We start from the raw sequence: 20,881 nt of genomic DNA, 5'->3' as shown, positions 1-20,881 counted from the left end.
GCAGCGTCGGGAGCCCGCTCCCTGCACATCCGGTGATCGTGCACCAAATTTAACAATCGAGTCCGATTAGTTGAGCAGAAGTCCAGTCAAAGAGCCCAAATTCCAGTCAATCGTTGATGAGTCCGAGCTCTCTCAGCTCAACGGCCAAGCGAGCGCCATCGGGGGCGAAACGCCAAGGAATCGAGGATTCTTGTTCGTGTTCTGCTGATTTGCTGCGGCCACCGGCGAGCACGGCCTCACCGGTCGACAACTGCCGGATTGCGACAGCGGCAACATTGTCGGGATGACTCGCAGTGAACTCGCCATAAATCTCTTCGTCATGTTGACCGTCGTCGCCGATCAACAGCCATTTTATTCCAGGAAATTCTGAAGCAAGCCGTCGAAGGCTGTCGCGTTTGTGCTCGGCGCCGCTACGGAACCACCGGTCGTGAGTGGGGCCCCAGTCGGTCAGCAACATCGCACCGCGGGGATAGAGGTTGCGTTTGAGGAAGCGCGTGAGGGTCGGGGCGACATTCCACGCTCCGGTGGAGAGGTAGATAACGGGAGCAAGGGGATTTGCGCGAGCGAGGCGGTCATAGAGCACCGCCATGCCGGCCACCGGGCGTCTGGCGTGCTCGTCGAGTACGAACGTGTTCCATGCTGCTAGGAGTGGGCGAGGCAGTGCGGTAACCATTACCGTGTCATCGACGTCAGAAATGATTCCGAAGCGCGCGCTCGGGTCAACGACAAAAATGTGCGCGACAGTCGCATCCGAACCCGTCGAATCGAGCGTTGCGGTTTGCCAGCCGGGAGTGAGGGAGACCTTCACGTCTTCATCAATTACGCCGCCGCGGCCGGGAGTGAGTTTGATCGACTTGCCGCCGAGGGTGACTGTGACGACTTCGGAGTTCACCGGGATGCTAAAGAAGCTGCGCCAACCGCGAACCTTTTCTGCGCGCTTTTTTGATGCTTCTGTTCCGCGGGTAAGAACTACACGGCACAGCACCCGAGCCCAGTCGGTCGAGCCGTAGCTGCTGTAGGGAATGATCGTCGTTGTGAGGCCACGTTTGCGCCCGCGCCGCTCTCGCCAGCGGTGAAAGGAGTCCTCGATTCGGGCCGCGCTGTGCAGGATTTCTCCTGCAGTCTGCGAGGTCATGTGGGCTTTGCCTTGTCGAGCCATAGTTCCAGCCTAGGGTCACACCGGGTCGAGAGCAGCACCGGACCAGACAGCTCTCGCGCTAGTGCTGCGGTTCCGCGTGCAATTGTTCACTCAGAATTACGGATGCTGCGACCGTCGCCTGCACCAAATTGTCGTCACCACGCGTCTCTGGGTCGATCCACTCGTCAATGGCGTCTTTCGCGACGATGACGGGCATCCGGTCATGAATTTCCGCCAGCGATCCGGTGGCGGCCTGAGTAAGCATGGTCGTGGTGAGGTGCCAACGTCCCGGATCGCCGGGGGGAAGGGAGCGGTCTTGCCACCAGGAGTAGAGGCCGGCGAAGAAGAGCAAGCCATCGGGGGGAGTGATGTAGTAGGGCACTGGATTCGGGCCGCTCTTCTTTGTCTCGAAGTAGCCGATCGCGGGGATTACGGCTCTGTGGTGAACGATGGCGGCTCGAAATGTTGGTTTCTGAGTCACCGTTTCACTTCGCGCATTGAAAGTCGCGTGCTTGCCGCGCAAGACGGGAGAGAATGGCGGGGTCAGCCACCACTGTGCCAGCGCGGCACGGGGAATCAGCGCTGAGCCGGGGTCATCGCGATCTTCCCGAGTCTTGAGAAGAATGGGAATCTGATCGGTTGGTCTTACGATCGGAGTCGCGAGCCAGTCCGCTTGCCACTCCTCTGGAGGCCTACCGGTGGCCGTGACGAACTCCGTAATCATCTGATTGACCGTGTTATCCATGGCAAAACGACCGCACATAGGGCAACTGTAGAGCGTTTTGAGAGAAAAAAGTGTGCTTCTACCTCCCGTAGAACCAGCGTTCTAAAGGTTAGGATTGATCAGACACCTAGAAGGGGGCCATTGTGTCCGCACAAACAACTATTGATATCGCGGCTGAACCAGCAGTCTCGCTTCGCAACGAACCAGTGCAAGCACGAAGCACGGCTCGACTTACCGCATTGCTCGATGCAGCAGCATCGATCGTCGACGAAGTCGGCATTGAGCGTCTAACCACCGCTATGGTCGCCGAGCGCGCGGGAGCGTCCATTGGCACCGTTTACCGTTATTTTCCTGACCGCATCGTTCTGTTGCAGGCACTTGGCTCGCGTAACTTCGAGCGAGTAATGGCACGGATTACTGAAGCGATCAACGACCAAGCTCACTCTGACTGGCGCGCAGCGCTCAGCACTGCTTTTGCTTCCGTCATTGATACTTACCGTACCGAGCCCGGATTCCGTGGCCTTCGCGTCGGGGATCAGCTTGATCTTCGCCCGTTGCCCAACGGCCGTACGCACAAGTCGCTAGTGGCTGAGCGTATTGTCGAGGCTCTCGCGGCTCGCTTTGGCGTGGAAAACTCTGCGGCGTCCCGTTTTACACTCGAAGCTGGGCTTGAAATGAGTGATGCTCTTGTCGCTCGCGCGTTCCTTATGAACCCGCAGGGTGATGAGGAATTCATTTCGGTGAGCACGTCAGCTGTTGGTGGATTTATCGCGGAGAACATCGGCTGGTAGCAGTTTCGGCTTCCTGCAAATCTGACTAGTTATGCCCAATCGGGAATGACAGCGGCTTCGAATACTGTTTAGCTAATAGTGCTGGCAAGTGTCGATCCGCGCAGAGGCGCGAGGAATGAGCCGAAATTATGATTGAATTTCGTGCAGTAACGAAGCGTTTTGGCGACGGTACCGTCGCTGTTGACAATTTCGATCTCGTGATTCCATCACGCAAGATCACCGTGTTCGTTGGTTCTTCTGGCAGTGGCAAAACGACGCTGCTCAGAATGATCAACCGCATGGTGGATCTCACCGACGGTGATATCGAAATCGATGGTGACAGCATCATGCGCAAGGAGCCGGTCGCTCTGAGGCGCAGTATTGGCTATGTGATGCAGAATTCAGGATTACTGCCGCACTTCAAAGTCATCGACAATGTCATGACGGTTCCGACCCTCAATGGTGTGCCGAAGAAGCAGGCTCGCGCCCAAGCTCTTGAACTTCTCGACACAGTAGGTCTCAGCCGTTCACTGGCAGACCGGTATCCGAGCCAGCTCTCCGGTGGTCAACAGCAGCGCGTTGGGGTGGCGCGTGGGCTCGCGGCGAATCCCAACATTTTGCTCATGGATGAGCCGTTTGGTGCAGTCGACCCCATTGTGCGCGCCGAATTGCAGCAAGAGACGATTCGGCTCCAGCATGAACTCGACAAGACGATCGTGTTTGTCACTCACGACATCGACGAGGCGTTTCTGCTCGGCGATCAGGTAGTGATCCTCGAAAAGGGTGCGTTGATCGCTCAGGTCGGCAGCCCGAACGAGATCATGGCAAACCCTGCCAGTGACTTTGTGGCGAGCTTCATCGGAACCGACCGCGGCAAGCGTGCTCTCTCGCTGAAGAAGACTGAGTCGGGAACGATTGTGGTCGACAGCGAGGGGCGCGGTGCTGGAGTGCTAGTCGGTGGGTCGGTTGTCGAGTGAACTGGATCATCAATAACCTTGATTTGATCTGGAGCCTCACGCTCGAACATGTCCGGCTGAGTATTCCGCCGATCGTTCTCGGGTTCCTGATCTCGATTCCGCTGGGGTGGGTCGCCTATCGTTTCAAACTCACGCGCGGAATCTTATTGACCGTTGCCGGGCTGCTGTACACGATTCCTTCTCTAGCGATGTTTGTGATCCTGCCACCTATCTTGGGTATCAGCTTCCTGAGCGAACTCAACATCACCATTGCGCTCACGCTCTATGCCGTTGCGATCATGGCGCGTTCGGTGGCGGATGCTCTGGCCTCCGTCGATCCTGCGATCCGTCAATCGGCTACCGCTGTCGGGTTCGGCGGCTGGCGTCGGTTCTGGACTGTCGACTTTCCGCTCGCGGGTCCGGTCGTTCTTGCCGGCCTCCGCGTCGCGGCAGTCTCTACCGTCAGTCTCGTGACTGTCGGCATCCTGATCGGCGTCGAAAGCTTGGGCTACCTCTTTACCAATGGTTTTCAGCGTCGAATTGTCGAAGAGATTTTCGCTGGAGTAGTGATGACCGTCATCGTGGCGCTGCTCATTGACCGTGGCCTAGTACTTCTTGGGCGTTTCCTTATGCCGTGGACAACGGTCAAGAAGATGAAAGCAGGTCAGTCAGAGGCTGCAGCTCAGGAGGTCACCGCATGAATCTACTCATCGAAGCACTGCAGTGGTTGTTCTCGCCTGAGCGACTAGAGGGGAGCAATCCGATTCCTCTTCGACTTGAAGAGCATCTGTTTTACACCTTCGTTTCCGTGCTGATTGCGGCCCTCATCGCCGTTCCCCTGGGTTTCTTCATCGGGCACACCGGCAAAGGCCGCGACTTTGCCGTGGGGCTCTCGGGCGCAGCCCGCGCGCTGCCGTCCTTCGGTCTCATACTGCTGCTTGTTCTCCTGATCGGTGTTGTCGAACGGCAGTTGCAGCTGGCCGCCATCATTGCCTTCGTGCTGCTGGCGATTCCCTCGATCTTGGCTGGCGCCTATGCGGGCCTTGAGGCTGTTGATCGCCGTGTTATTGACGCCGCGCGCGCAGTCGGAATGACCGAGTGGCAAATCTTGTGGAAAGTCGAAGTCCCTCTAGGGCTGCCGCTGTTAATCGGTGGACTTCGCGCCGCAACACTTCAAGTGGTTGCTACGGCAACTCTTGCCGCCTATGTGGGCCTCGGTGGGCTCGGGATTTACATTTTCCGCGGCCTCCCGCTTCAGCTCTATTACGAAATGCTCGGCAGCGCCCTGCTGATTGCTGCATTAGCACTTGCGCTCGACGTAATATTTGCGCTCATCCAACAATTCGCGATTCCCCGCGGAGTTTCGGCTGGGCGTGCTAAAGATGTCCGCACGTCGTCACCTCGACGACGGACGGTGGCAGCAAAAGTTGCCCAAGAAAGAAGAGGATAGAAATGTTCACAGCAAGAAACAAAGGCCGACTCGCGCTTGGCGCAGTCGCGGTCGGGGTGGCAATGGCCCTGTCAGGGTGTGCATCCGGTGACCCTCTAGACACCGGTTCGGGTGATGGGAACGCCAACAGCGAGACCATCGTTGTTGGTTCGCAGGCTTATTACTCCAACGAAATCATTGCCGAGATCTACGCCCAAGCTCTCGAAAATGCCGGATTCGACGTGGAGCGCAAGTTCCAGATCGGCCAGCGCGACGCGTACCTTCCCGCCCTTGAAAGCGGCGAAGTAGACGTCTTCCCTGAGTACACCGGAAACCTTCTCCAGTTCTACAGCCAAGACACCACCGCGACGGCGTCTGAAGATGTCTACGCAGAACTGGCTGATGCGCTGCCAGAGGGCCTCACCGTTCTCGATCAGGCCGCTGCCACCGACCAAGACTCCTACAACGTGACAGCAGACTTCGCCTCCGCGAATTCGCTCGTGAGCCTTGCGGATCTCGCTGGCGTTAGCGACCTCAAGCTCGGTGGAAACGCTGAACTTGAAGAGCGCCCCTACGGTCCCGCTGGGCTCCAAGACGTCTACGGTGCAACTGTGAGCTTCACCGCCACCGGTGACACCACCGTCGACGCCCTTGTTGCCGGCACGATCAACATCGCCAATGTCTACAGCGCCGACCCGCGCATCCAGACGGAGAACCTGGTTTCTTTGACCGACCCTGAGGGTCTGTTCTTGGCATCCAACGTGGTTCCCCTGGTAAATGCAGACATCGCTGACTCGATCGCTGACGTCATCAATGCCGTCAGCGCCAAGCTCACACCTGAGGGCCTCGTTGCGCTCAACGTGCAGAGCACGGTCGACAAGATGTCATCAGACGACATCGCCAGCGCCTGGTTGAGCGAAAACGGCCTCAGCTAAAACGCACCACTGGTTAGTCCAGGAAAGAGGGGCGGATGCACGTGCATCCGCCCCTCTTTCTGGTTAATCAGATTCTCCTTCACCGTGGACGTCGATGTGTTCCATATGCCGCTTTTGCGAACGATGCAGCAGCTTCTTCGCCACAACAGTGATGACTGCGATAGCGGCCACGACCGCAACGAAGATGTAGCCCGCGTAGTGCAGCTGGTCGAGAAGTTCGCGAAAACTGCCAGCGGTGAGAGCTCCAACCGACACATAGGCGATCGACCAAATGCTCGTGGCTGGCACGGTCCACGCCATAAATGTGCGATACCGCATTGTGCTCATACCGACCGTTACCGGGATCAGAGAGTGCAACACCGGCAAGAAGCGCGAAATGAAGACGGCGATACCGCCGCGCCGGCCCAAGTAGCGTTCCGCCTGCGCCCAATGCTGCTCGCCGATGCGCCTGCCAAGCCTGGAGTGCCGAATCTTGGGCCCGAAGTACCGACCGAGGGCGAAGCCGATGCTTTCACCAATAAGGGCACCAACGACAACGACCGCAATCAGAATTGCTGCCTCGAGGGGACTACCCACCGCGGTACTCGCGACCAAGACAACGGTATCCCCGGGCACCAAGAGGCCGATCAGGATCGACGTTTCCAACATGATCGCGACCCCGGCAAGGATCGTTCTCAACACTGGGTCAACCGACTGCACAGTGTCGAGAACAAAGGTCAACGCGTTATTAACCCATTGGCCAAAGTCGACACTGGCAGCAAGCGGCACAGTGCTGAGAGCGAGGTCGACGAAGGGCACAGAATGAGCCTAGCGAGCGTAACCGAATATCGACTGGCTAAATAGTGCGAGCAAGCGCACTCAAACGAGTGCGCCACTGCTCTAGCCGGCCAGGCTTTTCTGCAAGCTCTGGCCCATCGATCCACCGCGGAACGATGCGGATTCCCTGAAGCGCATTGACGACCCACACTTCAGTGCCATCGAGTTCCGCCGCAGTCACGGCCTCCTCATGCGTATCAAGCCCGAGTGCCCTCGCCAAAGTGAGTACGCTCCTCGACGTCACGCTGTCAACGCGTTCGAAATCGTGCGGCGGTCCGCACAAAATATCGCCGCGCCACCACAACACGGCGCTATACGCACCCTCAACGACATACCCCGCACTCGTCAGAAGCACCACTTCATCGGCTCCGTGCGCTCTCGCACCAGCACGCAATGCAGCCATTGCATCAAGATCCGGTCCTTTGACGGAGGGAACCGTGCGCGGGTCATCCCCGTCGAAACTGATGACCGTCGCCGAGCGGTGGCGTTCGGGTGCGGGACGAAGGTGGAGAAAAAACTCGCCTCCGCGCAACTCAACGCGCGGAAACCACGCACCAGCGCGGGGGAGTTGTGCGACAGCAGCCGTGAAAAATTCGTCGGCGGTTTCGTGCAGAGAATCGGGTACGGCATCCAAAAATCGTTGCCGGTGAAGATTCAGAGCAAGCACTTTTCCGGAATCGATGAGCCACGAATCAGCAACCGTAATCGGTGCTTCAGTAAGCGAGCCGGATGGTTCCTCGATCAGTTGTTCGTTCCGCCACCGGTAAATCGCGTTCGCACTCATAGGCTTAGGTTATGCGCTCTCGCGTTCTCTTTTCTGACCTCGCGGTCTCTGCCGACCCCGCTGCCGTATTTCTCGAACTTCTGGCATCGCACGATGGCGACGTCACTGCCGCTGCCGGGGGCACGGAGACTCAGGGCGCCGTGTGGCTCGATAGCGGAGTCTCAGCTGACTCTGGGCGTAGCTACTTGGCGGTCTCGCGACGGGCAGTTCTCAGCACGCACCTGAGTGAACCTGTCTTTGACTGGATGCGTCGCGATTTCCTCCCCGCCGAAATTGACTTTTCTGGGACTCCGGAAGGTTTCCGCCTTGGCTGGGTCGGGTGGCTTGGCTACGAGCTGCGGGGTGAATCGCTGGATGTCGCGATCCGTACGCCTGCGCCGACTCCCGATGCAGCCTGGCTGTGGATCGATCGGGCGATTGTCGTTGATCATCAGACCAACTCCCTCAGCCTGATGGCACTGGGCGACGAGTGGACGGGGGAGCTCCAGCATTGGCGAGAACAGATGGAAGCTCTTATTTCTCGCGCCGCGCAACGAGACGATCATTCCGCCTCCGGCGCACACCTCGCAGCTCCGGTAGCGGTGTGGCGTGACAGCGATGACGAGTATCTGCAGATGATTGCGAAGTGCCAGCACGCCATTGTCGAGGGTGATGCCTACCAGCTGTGTTTGACGACGAATGTGCGTGTGGAGCCGGCGGCGAATCCGATCCACACCTATTTGGCGTTGCGGGAGGCGAACCCTAGTCACCATGGTGGCTTCGTTAGCGTTGGCGATATCGCGTTGCTCAGTTCCTCGCCCGAGCAGTTTCTCTCAATCGCGCCGAGTGGGGCGATCGAGACGAAACCGATTAAGGGCACTCGTCGGCGTGACAGTGATCCGAATGAAGATGAACGGCTGAAAGCAGAGCTCCTTGCCAGCGATAAGGAGCGGGCCGAGAATCTCATGATTGTCGATCTCATGCGCAATGATCTTGGTCGCGTCTGCGAGGTCGGGTCAGTTGTCGTCTCCAAGCTCTTCGATGTTGAAAGCTATGCCACTGTTCACCAGTTGGTGAGCACGGTGAGCGGACAGCTGCGAGCCGACGTCAGCGCAGTCGATGCGATCGCGGCATCATTTCCCGCTGGGTCGATGACGGGGGCGCCCAAGCACTCGGCAACCCTCATCCTTGATGCTCTCGAGAGTTCACCGCGGGGTATTTACTCTGGGGTGTTCGGCTACGTCGGGCTCGACGGTGCCGTTGACCTGGCTATGGTCATCCGCTCAATTGTGATGGATGATCGGGGCTCGACAATCGGTGCTGGCGGTGGCATCACGGCGCTCTCGGTGCCGTCAGAGGAGCTTGCCGAGGTGAAGTTGAAGGCGGCGGCACTGCTTGCCGTGTTGGGTGTTGAGTCGAGCTGAGATCGGTCTGCTGCACTGCAGTGCGCAAGGCTGTGTACTGTGAGAGAGGTCCACTCCTAGAGAATGGGTTTACCCGACGATTTTTGGCCCCCTCGAGTGCGGCCCTGGATTCGGTAATCTTAGATCTTCCCCGTAACGAATTGAGAGTATTTACGTGACTGAGCAGCCCAACTTTGCTGATGCACACGATGATCGCGATGCTGCCCCCGGCTACGACGTCGCGGCTATCCACGCAAAGTGGCAGGCCAAATGGGACGAACTGAAGCCGTTCGCCACGAGCGACCCCAACGACAAGCGGCCACGCAAGTACATTCTCGACATGTTCCCGTATCCCTCTGGTGACCTGCACATGGGTCATGCTGAGGCGTACGCTTTTGGCGATATCGCTGCGCGCTACTGGCGCCAGCGGGGCTTCAACGTGCTGCACCCCATTGGATGGGACTCCTTCGGCCTTCCCGCGGAGAACGCGGCAATCGAGCGCGGCATTGACCCTCGCGGCTGGACCTACGACAACATCGAGCAACAGAAGAAGAGCATGAAGCTCTACGGTGTTTCGTTCGACTGGGATCGTGTTCTTCACACGAGCGATCCTGAGTACTACAAGTGGAACCAGTGGCTGTTCCTCAAAATGTACGAAAAGGGTCTCGCGTACCGCAAAGATTCCTGGGTCAACTGGGACCCGGTAGATCAGACCGTTCTCGCGAACGAGCAGGTTCTGGCCGATGGCACATCCGAGCGTTCGGGTGCAATCGTCGTCAAGAAGAAGCTCACGCAGTGGTACTTGAAGATCACGGACTACGCCGACCGCCTCCTCGATGACCTCAATCAGCTCGAGGGCGCGTGGCCTTCCAAGGTGTTGTCGATGCAACGCAACTGGATCGGTCGCTCGATCGGTGCGGATGTCGACTTCGAGATCGAGGGCCGTGACGAAAAGGTCACAGTCTTCACAACGCGACCCGACACTCTCTACGGCGTGACGTTCATGGTCGTTGCCCCTGACGGAGACTTGGCTGCTGAACTGGTGGAGAATGCCAGCGATGACGTCAAGGCGTCGTTCACTAGCTATCTCGAACAGACTCAGAAGCAGACGGAGATTGAGCGAAAAGATGCAGGTCGCCCCAAGACCGGTATCCCTCTCGATCGTTTCGCTGTCAACCCAGTAACAGGCGAGCGCATCCCGATCTGGGCTGCCGATTACGTTCTTGCCGACTACGGCCACGGTGCCGTGATGGCTGTGCCCGCGCACGACCAGCGCGACCTCGAGTTCGCCATCAAGTTCGATCTGCCTGTGCGCGTCGTCCTCGACACGAATGCGCCTATTACGGGTGCGATTCCTGTGCTCGAGCTCGATGAGAACGGAATGGCTATCCTTCCGGATGATCTGCCACCGTTGAACCCCCGCGACACTGGCAAGTCGTTGCAGGGCGATGGCCGCATGATCAACTCGGGGCCACTCGATGGCCTCAGCAAGAGCAACGCGATCAAGAAGATCGTTGAACAGCTCGAAGCAGCAGGAACGGGTCGCGCCGCGAAGACGTACCGTTTGCGTGACTGGCTGATCAGTCGTCAGCGTTTCTGGGGAACCCCCATCCCGATCATCCACGGCTCTGATGGTGAACTGATTCCTGTTCCCTTCGATCAACTGCCGGTCGAGTTGCCATCAACGGAGGGCTTGGATCTGAAGCCGAAGGGCAAGTCGCCTCTGGCCGCAGCCGAGGACTGGATCAACGTTACTGACCCGCGCGATGGCAGTCCTGCCCTGCGCGATGCAGACACAATGGACACCTTCGTTGACAGCTCGTGGTACTTCTTGCGCTTCCTCTCGCCGAACGACCCAGACAAGGCCTTCGATCCCGCAGAAGCTGAAAAGTGGGCACCCGTCGACCAGTACGTTGGGGGAGTCGAACACGCTATTTTGCACCTGCTGTACTCGCGTTTCATCACCAAGGTGCTCTTCGACCTCGGCTACGTCAGCTTCACCGAGCCTTTCAGCGCTCTGCTCAATCAAGGCATGGTGCTCTCTGAGGGCAAGAAGATGTCGAAGCGCAGCCGTAAGGCCGTCACCTTCTCCGGTGAAATTGCTGAACACGGTGCGGATGCTCTCCGCCTGACGCTCGCCTTCGCTGGCCCGCCCGAGGAAAACATCAACTGGGAAGACGTTTCCCCTCCCGCTTCCCACAAGTTCTTGGCTCGTGCTTTCCGTCTCGTTGGAGACGTCACAAGCGCACCCGAGATTGAGTGGAAGACAGGCGATGTCGCACTTCGGCGTGCAACGCACCGCTTCCTCGCTGATGGCCCTGGCCTTGCCGAGTCGCTGAAGTTCAACGTGCTCGTGGCTCGCATCATGGACCTCGTCAACACGACCCGCAAGGTGATCGACACGGGCGCCGGCGGTGGGGATGCTGCGGTGCGTGAAGCTGCAGAGGTCATCACTATCGCCTTGAGCCTGTTTGCCCCGCACACGGCAGAAGAGATGTGGGAGAAGCTTGGCTACGGGCCAACGGTTGCTCTTGCCGGCTGGCGTAAGGCCGACCCCTCGCTGCTCGTTGAGGAATCCGTAACGGCCGTCGTTCAGGTGGATGGCAAAGTCCGCGACCGCCTCGAAGTTTCGCCCAAGATCGATGGTTCCGACCTTGAAGCTCTCGCGATGGCATCCGAAGCGGTCAAGCGCACTGTTGGTGACCGCGAGATCGTGAAGGTCATTGTGCGTGCACCGAAGCTTGTCAACATCGCGACTCGTCAACAGCCGGCCGAGGGCTAAGCAACTGCACTACGAGGAGCCGCGCGGGTTAGCGGCGACCGGGCACGCCTAGCGTGTGCCCGGGAGCGTGGCCTGTTCTGTCTGCCGCCTGACTGTGGGTGGCAGCTAAGCAGAGCGGGAGATCCCGAACCAACTAGGATATTCCTCATGACAACCGGCACGCTTTTTCACGATGCAGGCGTGGACTTTCTTGTGTGGCGTTTATCCGGGGTCAGCGAGCTGGGGTCGCATGCTGGCGAGCAAAAAACTCGTTCTGGCTTCGTCTCAGCAGAGATGAATTGTTCGTGACGCCTCAAACGCAAGAAGGCGTTCGTGGTTTCTCATCAACGATGACTTCCGCTGACGGAACACGCGAGGGATGGCTATCGGTCGTCCGAATACTTTTTGCTTGGTACCTCTTAACCTTTGGCTCCGTAAAGAGCGCGATTGCCGTTTCGGCACTGCCTGAGACTTACTTCAATCCGCCACTTGGCCCTTTCATGCTCCTCAGTGCGGCCCCAAGCGGGATCGTTATTTTTGGGCTGCAAGCCGTGGTTACCTTGGGTCTGCTGCTTCTTCTCATTGGATACCGCACTTCAGTAGTGAGCTACGTCGTGCCGATCCTTCTCATCGTCTTGGCGGGTATCCGGTTTTCTACCGGCAAAATTGACCACGATATTCTGCTGTACCTCTTGCCACTATTTCTTGCCCGGTCGTGGGGAACGAGACTCTCGCTCCGCCCGGAAAGGTACCTTCGTCCGCGGCTCGATGTTCTGGCGTTGTTCGTCGGATTCTTTTTCTTGACCTCAGGGATACTGAAGGCGTCAACCGGGTGGCTTGATCCTGACTACTCGGCGACCGCAGGATGGCTAGCCTTTTATCAAACCAACTATGGTGTAGAAACCGTTCTCGCTGGGTGGCTGGGCGACGTCTCAGGTGCACCACTCGAATTGCTTGACTGGCTCACAGTGCTACTAGAGTGCTCGATCTTGCCGCTCCTTTTCTTCCGGCGGACAGTAGCCGTTGCACTGTTGTTTTGTCTGTCATTCAACATCGTGGTTGTTTTGCTCTTCGGTATCAATTTTTCCGAGCTCTTTCCGGTGTACTTGGCGTTGCTTCCTCTCGCAATCAAAACGGTTGAGAAGCTCACATATTTGGCGGCCGGCGGCATTCTCCTTCTCACCGTCATTATCGGCAATGTGGGATCGCTTATTGGCGGCGCGATGACCTTGGGGCCGTTTGGCCTGAAAGTGCCAATGTTTTGGGTTTTTGCCGCGCTTATGGGGATTGTCATCACCTACGTGGCCATCAAGTCCTTGAGGACGGCGAGCGGCTACACCGTTTCGCGCAGGACCAGCATCGTGGTTATCTCGCTGCTGAGCGTGCCATTGTTGATCACCATTTTCTGGACCGAGCCGTACCCGGCGATTATTGGCCCAGGCTTTCGTGGCGGTATTACTGGCGAACTTCGACAAGTGTGGATGAAAGATGGGCAGGAAGTTCGTCCCAGGGAGGTATTCGATGGCTCCCCATACTCGACGAATATCAGCTTGTATGGCTGGCCATCACCGCAAGGTCAGGGACATGAATATCGGCCGTGGAACACCAACGAAACTCCTGAATTGCCTGAAGGGGTGACTGTTGAGTGGGTGCGCGTCCGCTAACTTCCTCGGCAATTGACGTCAGGGTTGGCGGCCAGCGTAGCGGTGCGATATTCGTGCTCTTGTGCGACTCGTCAACAGCCGACCGAGGGCTAAGCAACTGCACACGTATTAGCTAAGCGCGCTCCGATCCCACGGGGCGCGCTTAGTTTTTGTGGGTGGAAGAGTTTGAGCAGGCTAGGCGTGCCCGATTGCGATTGCGCGTCGGTGCGGTGGTCGTGCTTGTTTTGGTCGCGCTCGGCTGCGCTGTGCTGGCCACAGCTCTCACGGCGCGACCGGATGCTGCTGAGATTTCTCGGGGAGAGCCCGGAGAATCTGGGGGCGAGTTTTCGCTTGCCGCGGCATCGGTCTATGTGCATGTCACGGGGGCGGTTGCCCGTCCCGGCCTTTTTGAGCTCGCGGATGGCGCCCGTGTCATCGATGCGATCGCTGCGGCTGGCGGGTTCACGGAAACCGCCAATCGCGAAGAACTTAATCTGGCGCGGCTGTTGACCGACGGCGAACAATTCGCTGTACCCGAAGTTGGTGAAGCTGAAACGGATGCTGCGGCATCCGATTCGCGAGTGAACCTGAACACAGCAGATGCGGCAGCGCTCGACACGCTACCTCGGGTCGGCCCGGCGATGGCAGATCGTATTTTGGCGTGGCGCGAAGCTAATGGTCGCTTCACGAGCATCGATGACTTGCGCAACGTGTCTGGCATCGGAGACAAAACTTTCGAGGGACTGCGCGAGCTGATTACCGTATGAGTCTCGATCTGCGGCTGAGTTTGCCGGTAGCGTTCGCGTGGCTTGTAGCGGTGCTCGTGATTGGCATGCCGCAGTGGGCTACTGAGGGCGCCGTCGGGTTGTGGCTAGCGGCGGGAGTGATGGTCGCGTTGGCCCTCAATTCCGGCCGATCATGGCTGGCCAGTGTTGCTCTCGCGTGTGCTCTTGCGGCCCTCTGTGCGACTTCCGTTGCAGTGCACGCGGATGCTCGTCAGCCGCCAGCATTGAGCGATCTTGCCGACAGCCATGCGCAAGTAGAGGTGCGGGGAACAACAACCTCTGCGGTTCGCACTGACATCGATTACTTCCACGCCCAGTTGTCGTCGCTGGTTATTGATGGAGAGACAGTGCCGCTGAGCTCGCCGGCACTGGTCTTCCGGGACAGTGATCGGTTCGGCGCGAGCAACTTGTCTGTTGCAACCGATACCGGCGAAGCGAACGGTGTAGGTTCTGGGCTGCCGGGCGACAAGTGGGGGATCGGCGTCGAATTCTCGGTGACGGCGACTCTAGCGTCGACGGAGCCAGGCGATGGGCGAGCAGTCTTGGTCTTCTCAACAGGGGAGGCGCTGTGGCGCGCTGATCCGCCGGCGTCGCTCGAGTGGGCAAACCAGTTGCGGCGCACCTTTGCTTCGGCAGCACAGGTGCTTCCGGGAGGAGGTGGGCAACTGATCGGAGGACTCGCGATTGGAGATACCGCAGCCGTTAGTGACGAATTGGATGCGGCAATGAAGACGAGCTCGCTCAGTCACCTCACTGCGGTATCGGGAGCTAATTGCGCAATCGTTGTGGGCTTGATCATGGCTCTTGGTGGCAGGATCGGTGCCCATCGTGTGTTGAGAATTGCGCTCTCTGTGCTCGTGCTTCTCGCATTCGTCGTTGTCGTGACACCGGATCCGAGCGTTTTACGCGCGGCGCTCATGGCAACACTGGTGCTCATCGCTTTGGGCAGCGGTCGGCCGATTCGAGGTATGGCGGTGCTGTCATTGGCCGCGATTGGTCTCCTCATCTTTGACCCGTGGTTGTCTCGCAACTTCGCGTTTGCGTTGTCCATCTTCGCGACCGCCGGGCTGTTGCTCTTTGCTGAACCGTTGGCTCAATTTCTTGGGCGGTGGCTACCGCGCTGGTTGGCTCTTGTCATTGCTGTGCCCTTAGCAGCGCAGCTCGCGTGTCAGCCTGTGCTGCTCCTACTGCAGCCCACTCTTCCCACCTATGGGGTGATTGCCAACGTCTTGGCGGCCCCGGCGGCCCCGATTGCAACAGTGGTCGGATTGGCGGCTTGCGTTGCGCTCTCACTGTTCCCACCCATCGGGATCGCTCTGCTGTGGATCGCCTGGGTGCCCTCTGCGTGGGTTGCCGCCGTGGCTACCTTCTTTGCGGATGCCCCGGCGACTCGCATCCCGTGGTGGGAAGGATGGGTGGGTGTTGCCGCGCTCAGCACCCTCACCGTGCTTCTGTTGGCCGCGTTGGTGATGGGGCCACCGTGGCGCCGCCGAGCGCTCACTGCACTCGTCCTCGTGTCGACCCTTGCGGGTGCCACTGCAGCGGGAATGGGAGTCAGTGCAGCAATGTCGTGGCCGCGAGAGTGGCAATTAGCCCAATGCGATGTCGGTCAAGGAGACGCTGTTGTTGTACGAAGCGGCGCACAAATCGCTCTGATCGACGTAGGGTCCGATCCTGAACGCCTCAACTCCTGTCTTGCCCGTTTAGGCGTAAGCAGAATCGATTTGCTCGTTCTGACTCATTTTGACCACGACCATGTTGGTGGCGCCGACGCGGTACTGGGAAAGGCGGAGACGGTGCTCGCCGGCCCGACGGGATCAGCGCAAGATCAGCAGTTGCTTGATGCCCTCACGGCATCAGGGGCGCGGGTGCTGTCGTCCAGCACAGGAGACCGCGGGCAGCTTGGTGAACTGTGGTGGAAAGTACTGTGGCCGGGCGAACGTCTTGCCGGGATCGATCCGGGCAATGATGCCAGTGTGGTGATCGAGTTTCGTCCACGACCCGACTGCGAACGGCAGTGCCTCAGTTCGGTGTTCCTCGGTGACCTTGGCGAGAGCGCTCAGGCGCGACTATTTGGCGAACACCAGCTGTCGACAGTGGATGTTGTCAAAGTTAGCCATCACGGTTCCGCTGACCAGTTTCCGCCGCTCTATGTCGCGCTCAATGCCACTCTCGGATTGGTCGGGGTCGGAGCAGAGAACGGTTACGGGCATCCGACCGCCGATGCCCTTGACATGCTTGAGGAGGCCGGAATCACGGCAGTGCGAAGCGACACCGCCGGACTGGCACTGGTGTCTCAGGGGAGCCGCGCTGGGGCGGTGCGCTTGTGGTCGGAACGGCACGTCGGTGGGCGAGGATAAGCTGGGGTCGCAGTTCTAAGTGAGGAGTCTCGTGGCCGCCAAGCCCCCAGCACGTACGCCGGCTAAGTCCAAGGTCGCTATCCCGCAATTGACGTGGAACAACGTGCGACCGGCACCGATCGTACTGGTCAGTGGCACTGAAGGTTTTCTTGCGGACCGTGCGATCCGATTGCTGCGCGACACCCTCAAGATCGAGGATCCCAGCCTCGAAGTCAGCGACCTTGAGGCCGACCAGTACGCGCCTGGCGAACTCATCAGCCTGGCTAGTCCTTCGCTCTTCAGTGAACCTCGAATGATCCGCATCACGAACGTCGAAAAGTGTTCCGACGCGTTCATCACGGAGACGCTGAAGTACTTGGAGGCTCCCGCTGACGACACCTATGTTGTGCTTCGTCATGCGGGCGGAGTGCGCGGCAAGAAGTTGCTGGACGCGATCCGCTCAGGCACAGGTGGTGGCATCGAGGTCTTGTGTGTCGATCTCAAAAAGGATGCCGAAAAGTATGACTTCGCTGCCGCCGAGTTCTCCACCAAACGTCGCCGCGTAACCCCGGGTGCACTCCGCACTCTAGTCTCGGCATTTTCGGCAGATCTCGCCGAGCTTGCTGCAGCCTGTCAGCAATTGATCGCCGACGACGCCGATGAAATAAACGAATCTACTGTTGCCCGCTACTACTCAGGGCGGGTTGAAACGAGCGCTTTCAAAGTTGCAGACTCTGCCATTGCCGGCCGCTCTGGGGAAGCATTGGTTTTGTTGAGACATGCGCTGGCTTCTGGAGCTGACCCGGTTCCGATCGTTGCCGCTTTCGCCTCAAAAATTCGCACCATGGCAAAACTTTCTGGCGGTTCGATGTCGTCGGGCCAAGCTGCGAAGACTTTCGGCATGGCACCGTGGCAGGCAGATCGGGCCATGAAAGATTTGCGGGGCTGGAGTGATGCGGGGCTTGGCTCCGCCATTGAGGCAATTGCCGATACGGATGCTCAGGTTAAAGGTTTGGGGCGAGACCCTGTCTTTGCGCTCGAACGCATGATTTCGATTGTGGCGGCTCGCGGCATCCACTAGCTAGTCGTATCCTCTGGCCGGTCGCGCTTCCTGCGTGCACGACTTAACGACAAACGCCCCCAGCCGCGAACGGTGGGGGCGTTTTGTGTTCGGCTTTGCGCCGATCAGAGGTCTTTAGAGTGCTGCTACCTGCTTGGCGATGGCCGACTTGCGGTTCGCTGCCTGGTTCTTGTGCAGGATGCCCTTGCCGGCTGCCTTGTCAAGGGTCTTGGTTGCTGCGACGAGACGTGCTGTTGCGGTCTCTTTGTCGCCAGCCTTGATCGCTTCGCGAGTTGCGCGGATAGCCGTCTTGACCTGGCTCTTGACCTGGCGGTTGCGGTCTTGTGCCTTCTTGTTGGTACCAATGCGCTTGATCTGCGACTTAATATTTGCCACGTTGAGGTGCTTTCTTGTTTGTGGATCAGAGATGGTGGGCGGCCGTGGAAGAGAATCGGTGTTCTGATTCCCGGCCGCGATGCGCATACTGTTCGACGAAGAACGTTATGCATAAGCCAACAGGCAACATTACCAGCGCGGTGGAGCTATGGCAATTGCGGAGCAATTGCGCGACCCCAGCGCCGGACAAACTATGTTTGTTCGGTTCCGGTGGAGCTATGGCAATTGCGGAGCAATTGCGCGACCCCAGCGCCGGACAAACTATGTTTGTTCGGTTCCGGTGGAGCTATGGCAATTGCGGAGCAATTGCGCGACCCCAGCGCCGGACAAACTATGTTTGTTCGGTTCCGGTGGAGCTATGGCCACAATCGTGGGTCCGTTTGTTGTTCTGCTTTCACAGGCTAGTGCAGCGGGGTTTTCTTTGCTGGTGTGCCACGCCATTTGTGCTGGTTTTGCTGGGTGTTGACGTATTTCCCGCTAGTTATTTCGGGGGTTATCCCGATTCCTTGAGTGTTGATGGTTTTCTATCGTCGAGGTATGACTTCTTCAACTATTTCCGATACTTCCGATTCGACTGTGGATTCTTCTGCGGTGGTGCTTTCGCCGTCTGATGAGCAGGGCTCGAGCGCTGATTCACCTGCTGCTGGTTACGCTGCGTCTGCTGATGCCGCACCTCAAGCATCCGGCCCGTCTGTTGCTGCTTCGTCCCGCCCGGCGCTGAGCTCGACTCGCACGATGAGCATCTTGGCGTTGAGTTTGGGTATTGCGTCGTTCTTCTTTGCCCAGAGTGTTGTTGTGCCGTTGGCGGCGGTGATCTTGGGTGTTTTTGGTCTTCGGGATGAGCCTTCGGGGCGCAGTTTCTCGGTCTGGGGCATTGTTTTGGCGTGTGTGGCTACCTTTGGATGGGTTGTTCTGCTGGCGGCGGGTGCTGTTCTTTCGTTGCCGTTCCTCTTCTTGGCAGCGTTCTAGAGCTTCAGAGAGGCTGCGTTTGGCCGCTAGTTGGCGGGTTGCCTGGGTCGAGTATCTGGCGATGAGCTGCCGTTTTGGTCGCGTGCGCGCAGGATGCCCGGTCTCATGGGAGAATTGGGCGGATGTCTCCTCGCGCCTCTTACACACTTGAGCCTGCTTCGACCGATCCCGCGTTTATCCGCAACTTTTGCATCATCGCGCATATCGATCACGGCAAGTCCACCCTCGCTGACCGCATGCTGTCGGTCACGGGGGTTGTTAGCGACCGCGATATGCGGGCCCAGTACCTCGACCGTATGGATATTGAGCGTGAGCGCGGCATCACGATCAAGAGCCAGGCTGTTCGTATGCCGTGGGCCCTTACTGATGAAAACGGTAAGGAGCAGGCATACGCACTCAACATGATTGATACCCCTGGCCACGTTGATTTCACTTATGAGGTGTCCCGTTCGCTTGCGGCGTGTGAGGGCGCAATTCTTTTGGTTGATGCGGCGCAGGGCATTGAAGCTCAGACGCTGGCGAACCTGTATTTGGCTATGGAGAACGATCTGACGATCATTCCCGTACTCAACAAGATTGATCTTCCCGCGGCTGATCCCGATAAGTATGCCGATGAGATTGCTGGCCTGATTGGCTGCGATCCGTCAACGGTTCTTCGGGTGTCTGGCAAAACGGGTGTTGGCGTTTCTGAGTTGCTCGATGAGGCGACGCGGCTGATTCCGGCCCCGATCGGCGATCCGGATGCTCCGGCCCGCGCCATGATTTTCGACTCGGTGTATGACGCTTACCGTGGCGTTATTACGTACGTTCGCATGATTGACGGCAGGATGACGCCGCGCGAAAAGGTCATGATGATGTCGACGAAGTCGGCTCACGAATTGCTCGAGATTGGCGTGAGCGCACCTGAACCGACACCGACAAAGGGTCTTGGCGTTGGTGAGGTTGGGTATCTCATTACCGGTGTGAAGGATGTGCGCCTGAGCAAGGTTGGCGATACTGTCACCAACTTCGCGAAGCCGTCTACGGTTCCGCTGAAGGGCTATTCCGAGCCGAAGCCGATGGTTTTCTCGGGTATGTACCCGATTGATGGTTCTGACTATCCGGTGCTGCGCGAAGCTCTTGACAAGTTGAAACTCTCGGATGCTGCGCTCGTCTACGAGCCTGAGACGTCTGTTGCTCTTGGCTTCGGTTTCCGTTGCGGATTTTTGGGGCTGCTGCACTTGGAGATTGTGCGTGAGCGGCTCGAACGTGAGTTCAACCTCGACATGATCGCCACGGCGCCGTCGGTGATTTACGAAGTAATGGGTGACGACAAGAAGTTCACCACTGTGACGAACCCGAGCGAATTCCCTGGCGGCAAGATCGCTAGTGTGAGCGAGCCGATGGTGAAGGCATCCGTTCTTACACCGAAGGATTTCGTCGGTACGGTTATGGAACTCTGCCAGTCTCGCCGCGGCACAATGCAGGGCATGGAATATGTCGGTACCGACCGCGTGGAGCTTCACTACACGATGCCGCTCGGCGAAATCGTTTTCGACTTCTTTGATCACTTGAAGAGTCGAACGCAGGGCTATGCGAGCCTCGACTATGAGCCAAGTGGACATCAGGAAGCCGACCTCGTGAAGGTGGACATTCTTCTTCAGGGTGAAGCTGTTGATGCGTTCAGCGCGATCGTGCACCGCGACAATTCGTATGCCTACGGCGTGCTGATGACCGAGCGCTTGAAGAAACTGATTCCGCGTCAGCAGTTTGAGGTTCCCATCCAGGCAGCGATCGGCTCCAAAATCATCGCGCGTGAGTCAATTCGCGCGATGCGCAAAGACGTTTTGGCTAAGTGTTACGGTGGCGATATCAGCCGCAAGCGCAAGCTCCTCGAGAAGCAAAAAGAGGGCAAGAAGCGTATGAAAATGGTGGGGCGCGTCGAGGTTCCGCAGGCTGCTTTCATTGCAGCGCTGTCTGGTGAAGTCGAAGCCGGCAAAGAGAAGAAGTAGACG

18 protein-coding genes are annotated in these 20,881 nt (G+C 58.4%); 13 read left to right on the top strand and 5 right to left on the bottom strand.

What is annotated here, in order from left to right:
• Positions 1–106: 106 nt before the first annotated feature.
• Together AC1ENN_RS08410 and AC1ENN_RS08405 are read right to left on the bottom strand one after the other, a co-directional pair.
• The gene (locus AC1ENN_RS08410; RefSeq protein WP_480405831.1) at positions 107–1,159 is read right to left on the bottom strand and encodes an App1 family protein; all 1,053 of its coding nucleotides are present in this window, start codon (positions 1,157–1,159) and stop codon (positions 107–109) included.
• A 58-nt stretch (positions 1,160–1,217) separates the two neighbouring features.
• The gene (locus AC1ENN_RS08405) at positions 1,218–1,901 is read right to left on the bottom strand and encodes an SOS response-associated peptidase (protein WP_480405830.1); all 684 of its coding nucleotides are present in this window, start codon (positions 1,899–1,901) and stop codon (positions 1,218–1,220) included.
• 104 nt (positions 1,902–2,005) lie between these two features.
• Between AC1ENN_RS08405 and AC1ENN_RS08400 the strand changes: the two genes are divergently transcribed.
• The 5 genes from AC1ENN_RS08400 to AC1ENN_RS08380 all read left to right on the top strand — a co-directional run bounded on the left by AC1ENN_RS08400 (position 2,006) and on the right by AC1ENN_RS08380 (position 5,952).
• Positions 2,006–2,653, top strand: a complete 648-nt coding sequence (locus AC1ENN_RS08400; protein WP_480405829.1) for a TetR/AcrR family transcriptional regulator — start codon at positions 2,006–2,008, stop codon at positions 2,651–2,653.
• 128 nt (positions 2,654–2,781) lie between these two features.
• Positions 2,782–3,609, top strand: a complete 828-nt coding sequence (locus AC1ENN_RS08395) for an ABC transporter ATP-binding protein (protein WP_449646897.1) — start codon at positions 2,782–2,784, stop codon at positions 3,607–3,609.
• Positions 3,606–4,289 carry an ABC transporter permease gene (locus AC1ENN_RS08390; RefSeq protein WP_449646896.1) on the top strand — a complete coding sequence of 228 codons (684 nt, stop codon included), beginning with the start codon at positions 3,606–3,608 and terminating at the stop codon, positions 4,287–4,289. Before AC1ENN_RS08395 ends, AC1ENN_RS08390 begins: the two co-directional genes overlap by 4 nt.
• Complete coding sequence (locus tag AC1ENN_RS08385) at positions 4,286–5,038, top strand: ABC transporter permease (RefSeq protein WP_449646895.1); 753 nt, start codon at positions 4,286–4,288, stop codon at positions 5,036–5,038. The genes AC1ENN_RS08390 and AC1ENN_RS08385 overlap by 4 nt, the downstream gene beginning before the upstream one ends.
• A 2-nt stretch (positions 5,039–5,040) precedes the next feature.
• Complete coding sequence (locus AC1ENN_RS08380) at positions 5,041–5,952, top strand: ABC transporter substrate-binding protein (RefSeq protein WP_480405828.1); 912 nt, start codon at positions 5,041–5,043, stop codon at positions 5,950–5,952.
• A 63-nt stretch (positions 5,953–6,015) separates the two neighbouring features.
• Here AC1ENN_RS08380 and AC1ENN_RS08375 read toward each other — a convergent pair whose 3' ends face one another.
• Both AC1ENN_RS08375 and AC1ENN_RS08370 read right to left on the bottom strand, forming a co-directional pair.
• Positions 6,016–6,720, bottom strand: a complete 705-nt coding sequence (locus AC1ENN_RS08375) for a DedA family protein (protein WP_449648181.1) — start codon at positions 6,718–6,720, stop codon at positions 6,016–6,018.
• A 67-nt stretch (positions 6,721–6,787) separates the two neighbouring features.
• Entirely contained in the window at positions 6,788–7,552 is a 765-nt protein-coding gene (locus AC1ENN_RS08370; protein WP_480405827.1) for an aminotransferase class IV, read from the bottom strand.
• Between the two features lie 11 nt (positions 7,553–7,563).
• On the opposite strand from AC1ENN_RS08370, the gene pabB reads away from it, so the two are divergent.
• The 6 genes from pabB (at position 7,564) to holA (ending at position 17,543) form a co-directional block, all read left to right on the top strand.
• A complete protein-coding gene (gene pabB, locus AC1ENN_RS08365) occupies positions 7,564–8,955 on the top strand; it encodes an aminodeoxychorismate synthase component I (RefSeq protein WP_480405826.1) in 1,392 nt (463 codons plus the stop codon).
• A 154-nt stretch (positions 8,956–9,109) separates the two neighbouring features.
• Positions 9,110–11,716: a leucine--tRNA ligase gene (leuS, locus tag AC1ENN_RS08360; protein WP_480405825.1), complete on the top strand. Its 2,607-nt coding sequence runs from the start codon at positions 9,110–9,112 to the stop codon at positions 11,714–11,716.
• A 284-nt stretch (positions 11,717–12,000) separates the two neighbouring features.
• Entirely contained in the window at positions 12,001–13,359 is a 1,359-nt protein-coding gene (locus tag AC1ENN_RS08355; RefSeq protein ID WP_449646890.1) for a hypothetical protein, read from the top strand.
• Between the two features lie 155 nt (positions 13,360–13,514).
• Complete coding sequence (locus AC1ENN_RS08350) at positions 13,515–14,105, top strand: helix-hairpin-helix domain-containing protein (protein WP_480405824.1); 591 nt, start codon at positions 13,515–13,517, stop codon at positions 14,103–14,105.
• Positions 14,102–16,483, top strand: a complete 2,382-nt coding sequence (locus AC1ENN_RS08345) for a ComEC/Rec2 family competence protein (protein WP_480405823.1) — start codon at positions 14,102–14,104, stop codon at positions 16,481–16,483. The genes AC1ENN_RS08350 and AC1ENN_RS08345 overlap by 4 nt, the downstream gene beginning before the upstream one ends.
• Positions 16,484–16,514: 31 nt before the next feature.
• The gene (holA, locus tag AC1ENN_RS08340; RefSeq protein WP_449646887.1) at positions 16,515–17,543 is read left to right on the top strand and encodes a DNA polymerase III subunit delta; all 1,029 of its coding nucleotides are present in this window, start codon (positions 16,515–16,517) and stop codon (positions 17,541–17,543) included.
• Between the two features lie 114 nt (positions 17,544–17,657).
• Here holA and rpsT read toward each other — a convergent pair whose 3' ends face one another.
• The gene (gene rpsT, locus AC1ENN_RS08335) at positions 17,658–17,918 is read right to left on the bottom strand and encodes a 30S ribosomal protein S20 (RefSeq protein ID WP_449646886.1); all 261 of its coding nucleotides are present in this window, start codon (positions 17,916–17,918) and stop codon (positions 17,658–17,660) included.
• A 537-nt stretch (positions 17,919–18,455) separates the two neighbouring features.
• Here rpsT and AC1ENN_RS08330 point away from each other — a divergent pair.
• Both AC1ENN_RS08330 and lepA read left to right on the top strand, forming a co-directional pair.
• Positions 18,456–18,887, top strand: coding sequence for a DUF4190 domain-containing protein (locus tag AC1ENN_RS08330; RefSeq protein WP_449646885.1), 432 nt, complete (start codon positions 18,456–18,458; stop codon positions 18,885–18,887).
• A 122-nt stretch (positions 18,888–19,009) separates the two neighbouring features.
• Positions 19,010–20,878 carry a translation elongation factor 4 gene (gene lepA / locus AC1ENN_RS08325; protein ID WP_480405822.1) on the top strand — a complete coding sequence of 623 codons (1,869 nt, stop codon included), beginning with the start codon at positions 19,010–19,012 and terminating at the stop codon, positions 20,876–20,878.
• Positions 20,879–20,881 lie beyond the last annotated feature (3 nt).

It is taken from the genome of Rhodoglobus sp. G.S.23 (assembly GCF_056675935.1).
Note: the sequence above shows the minus strand (reverse complement) of the source record. Positions and strands in the feature narration are given on the sequence as shown.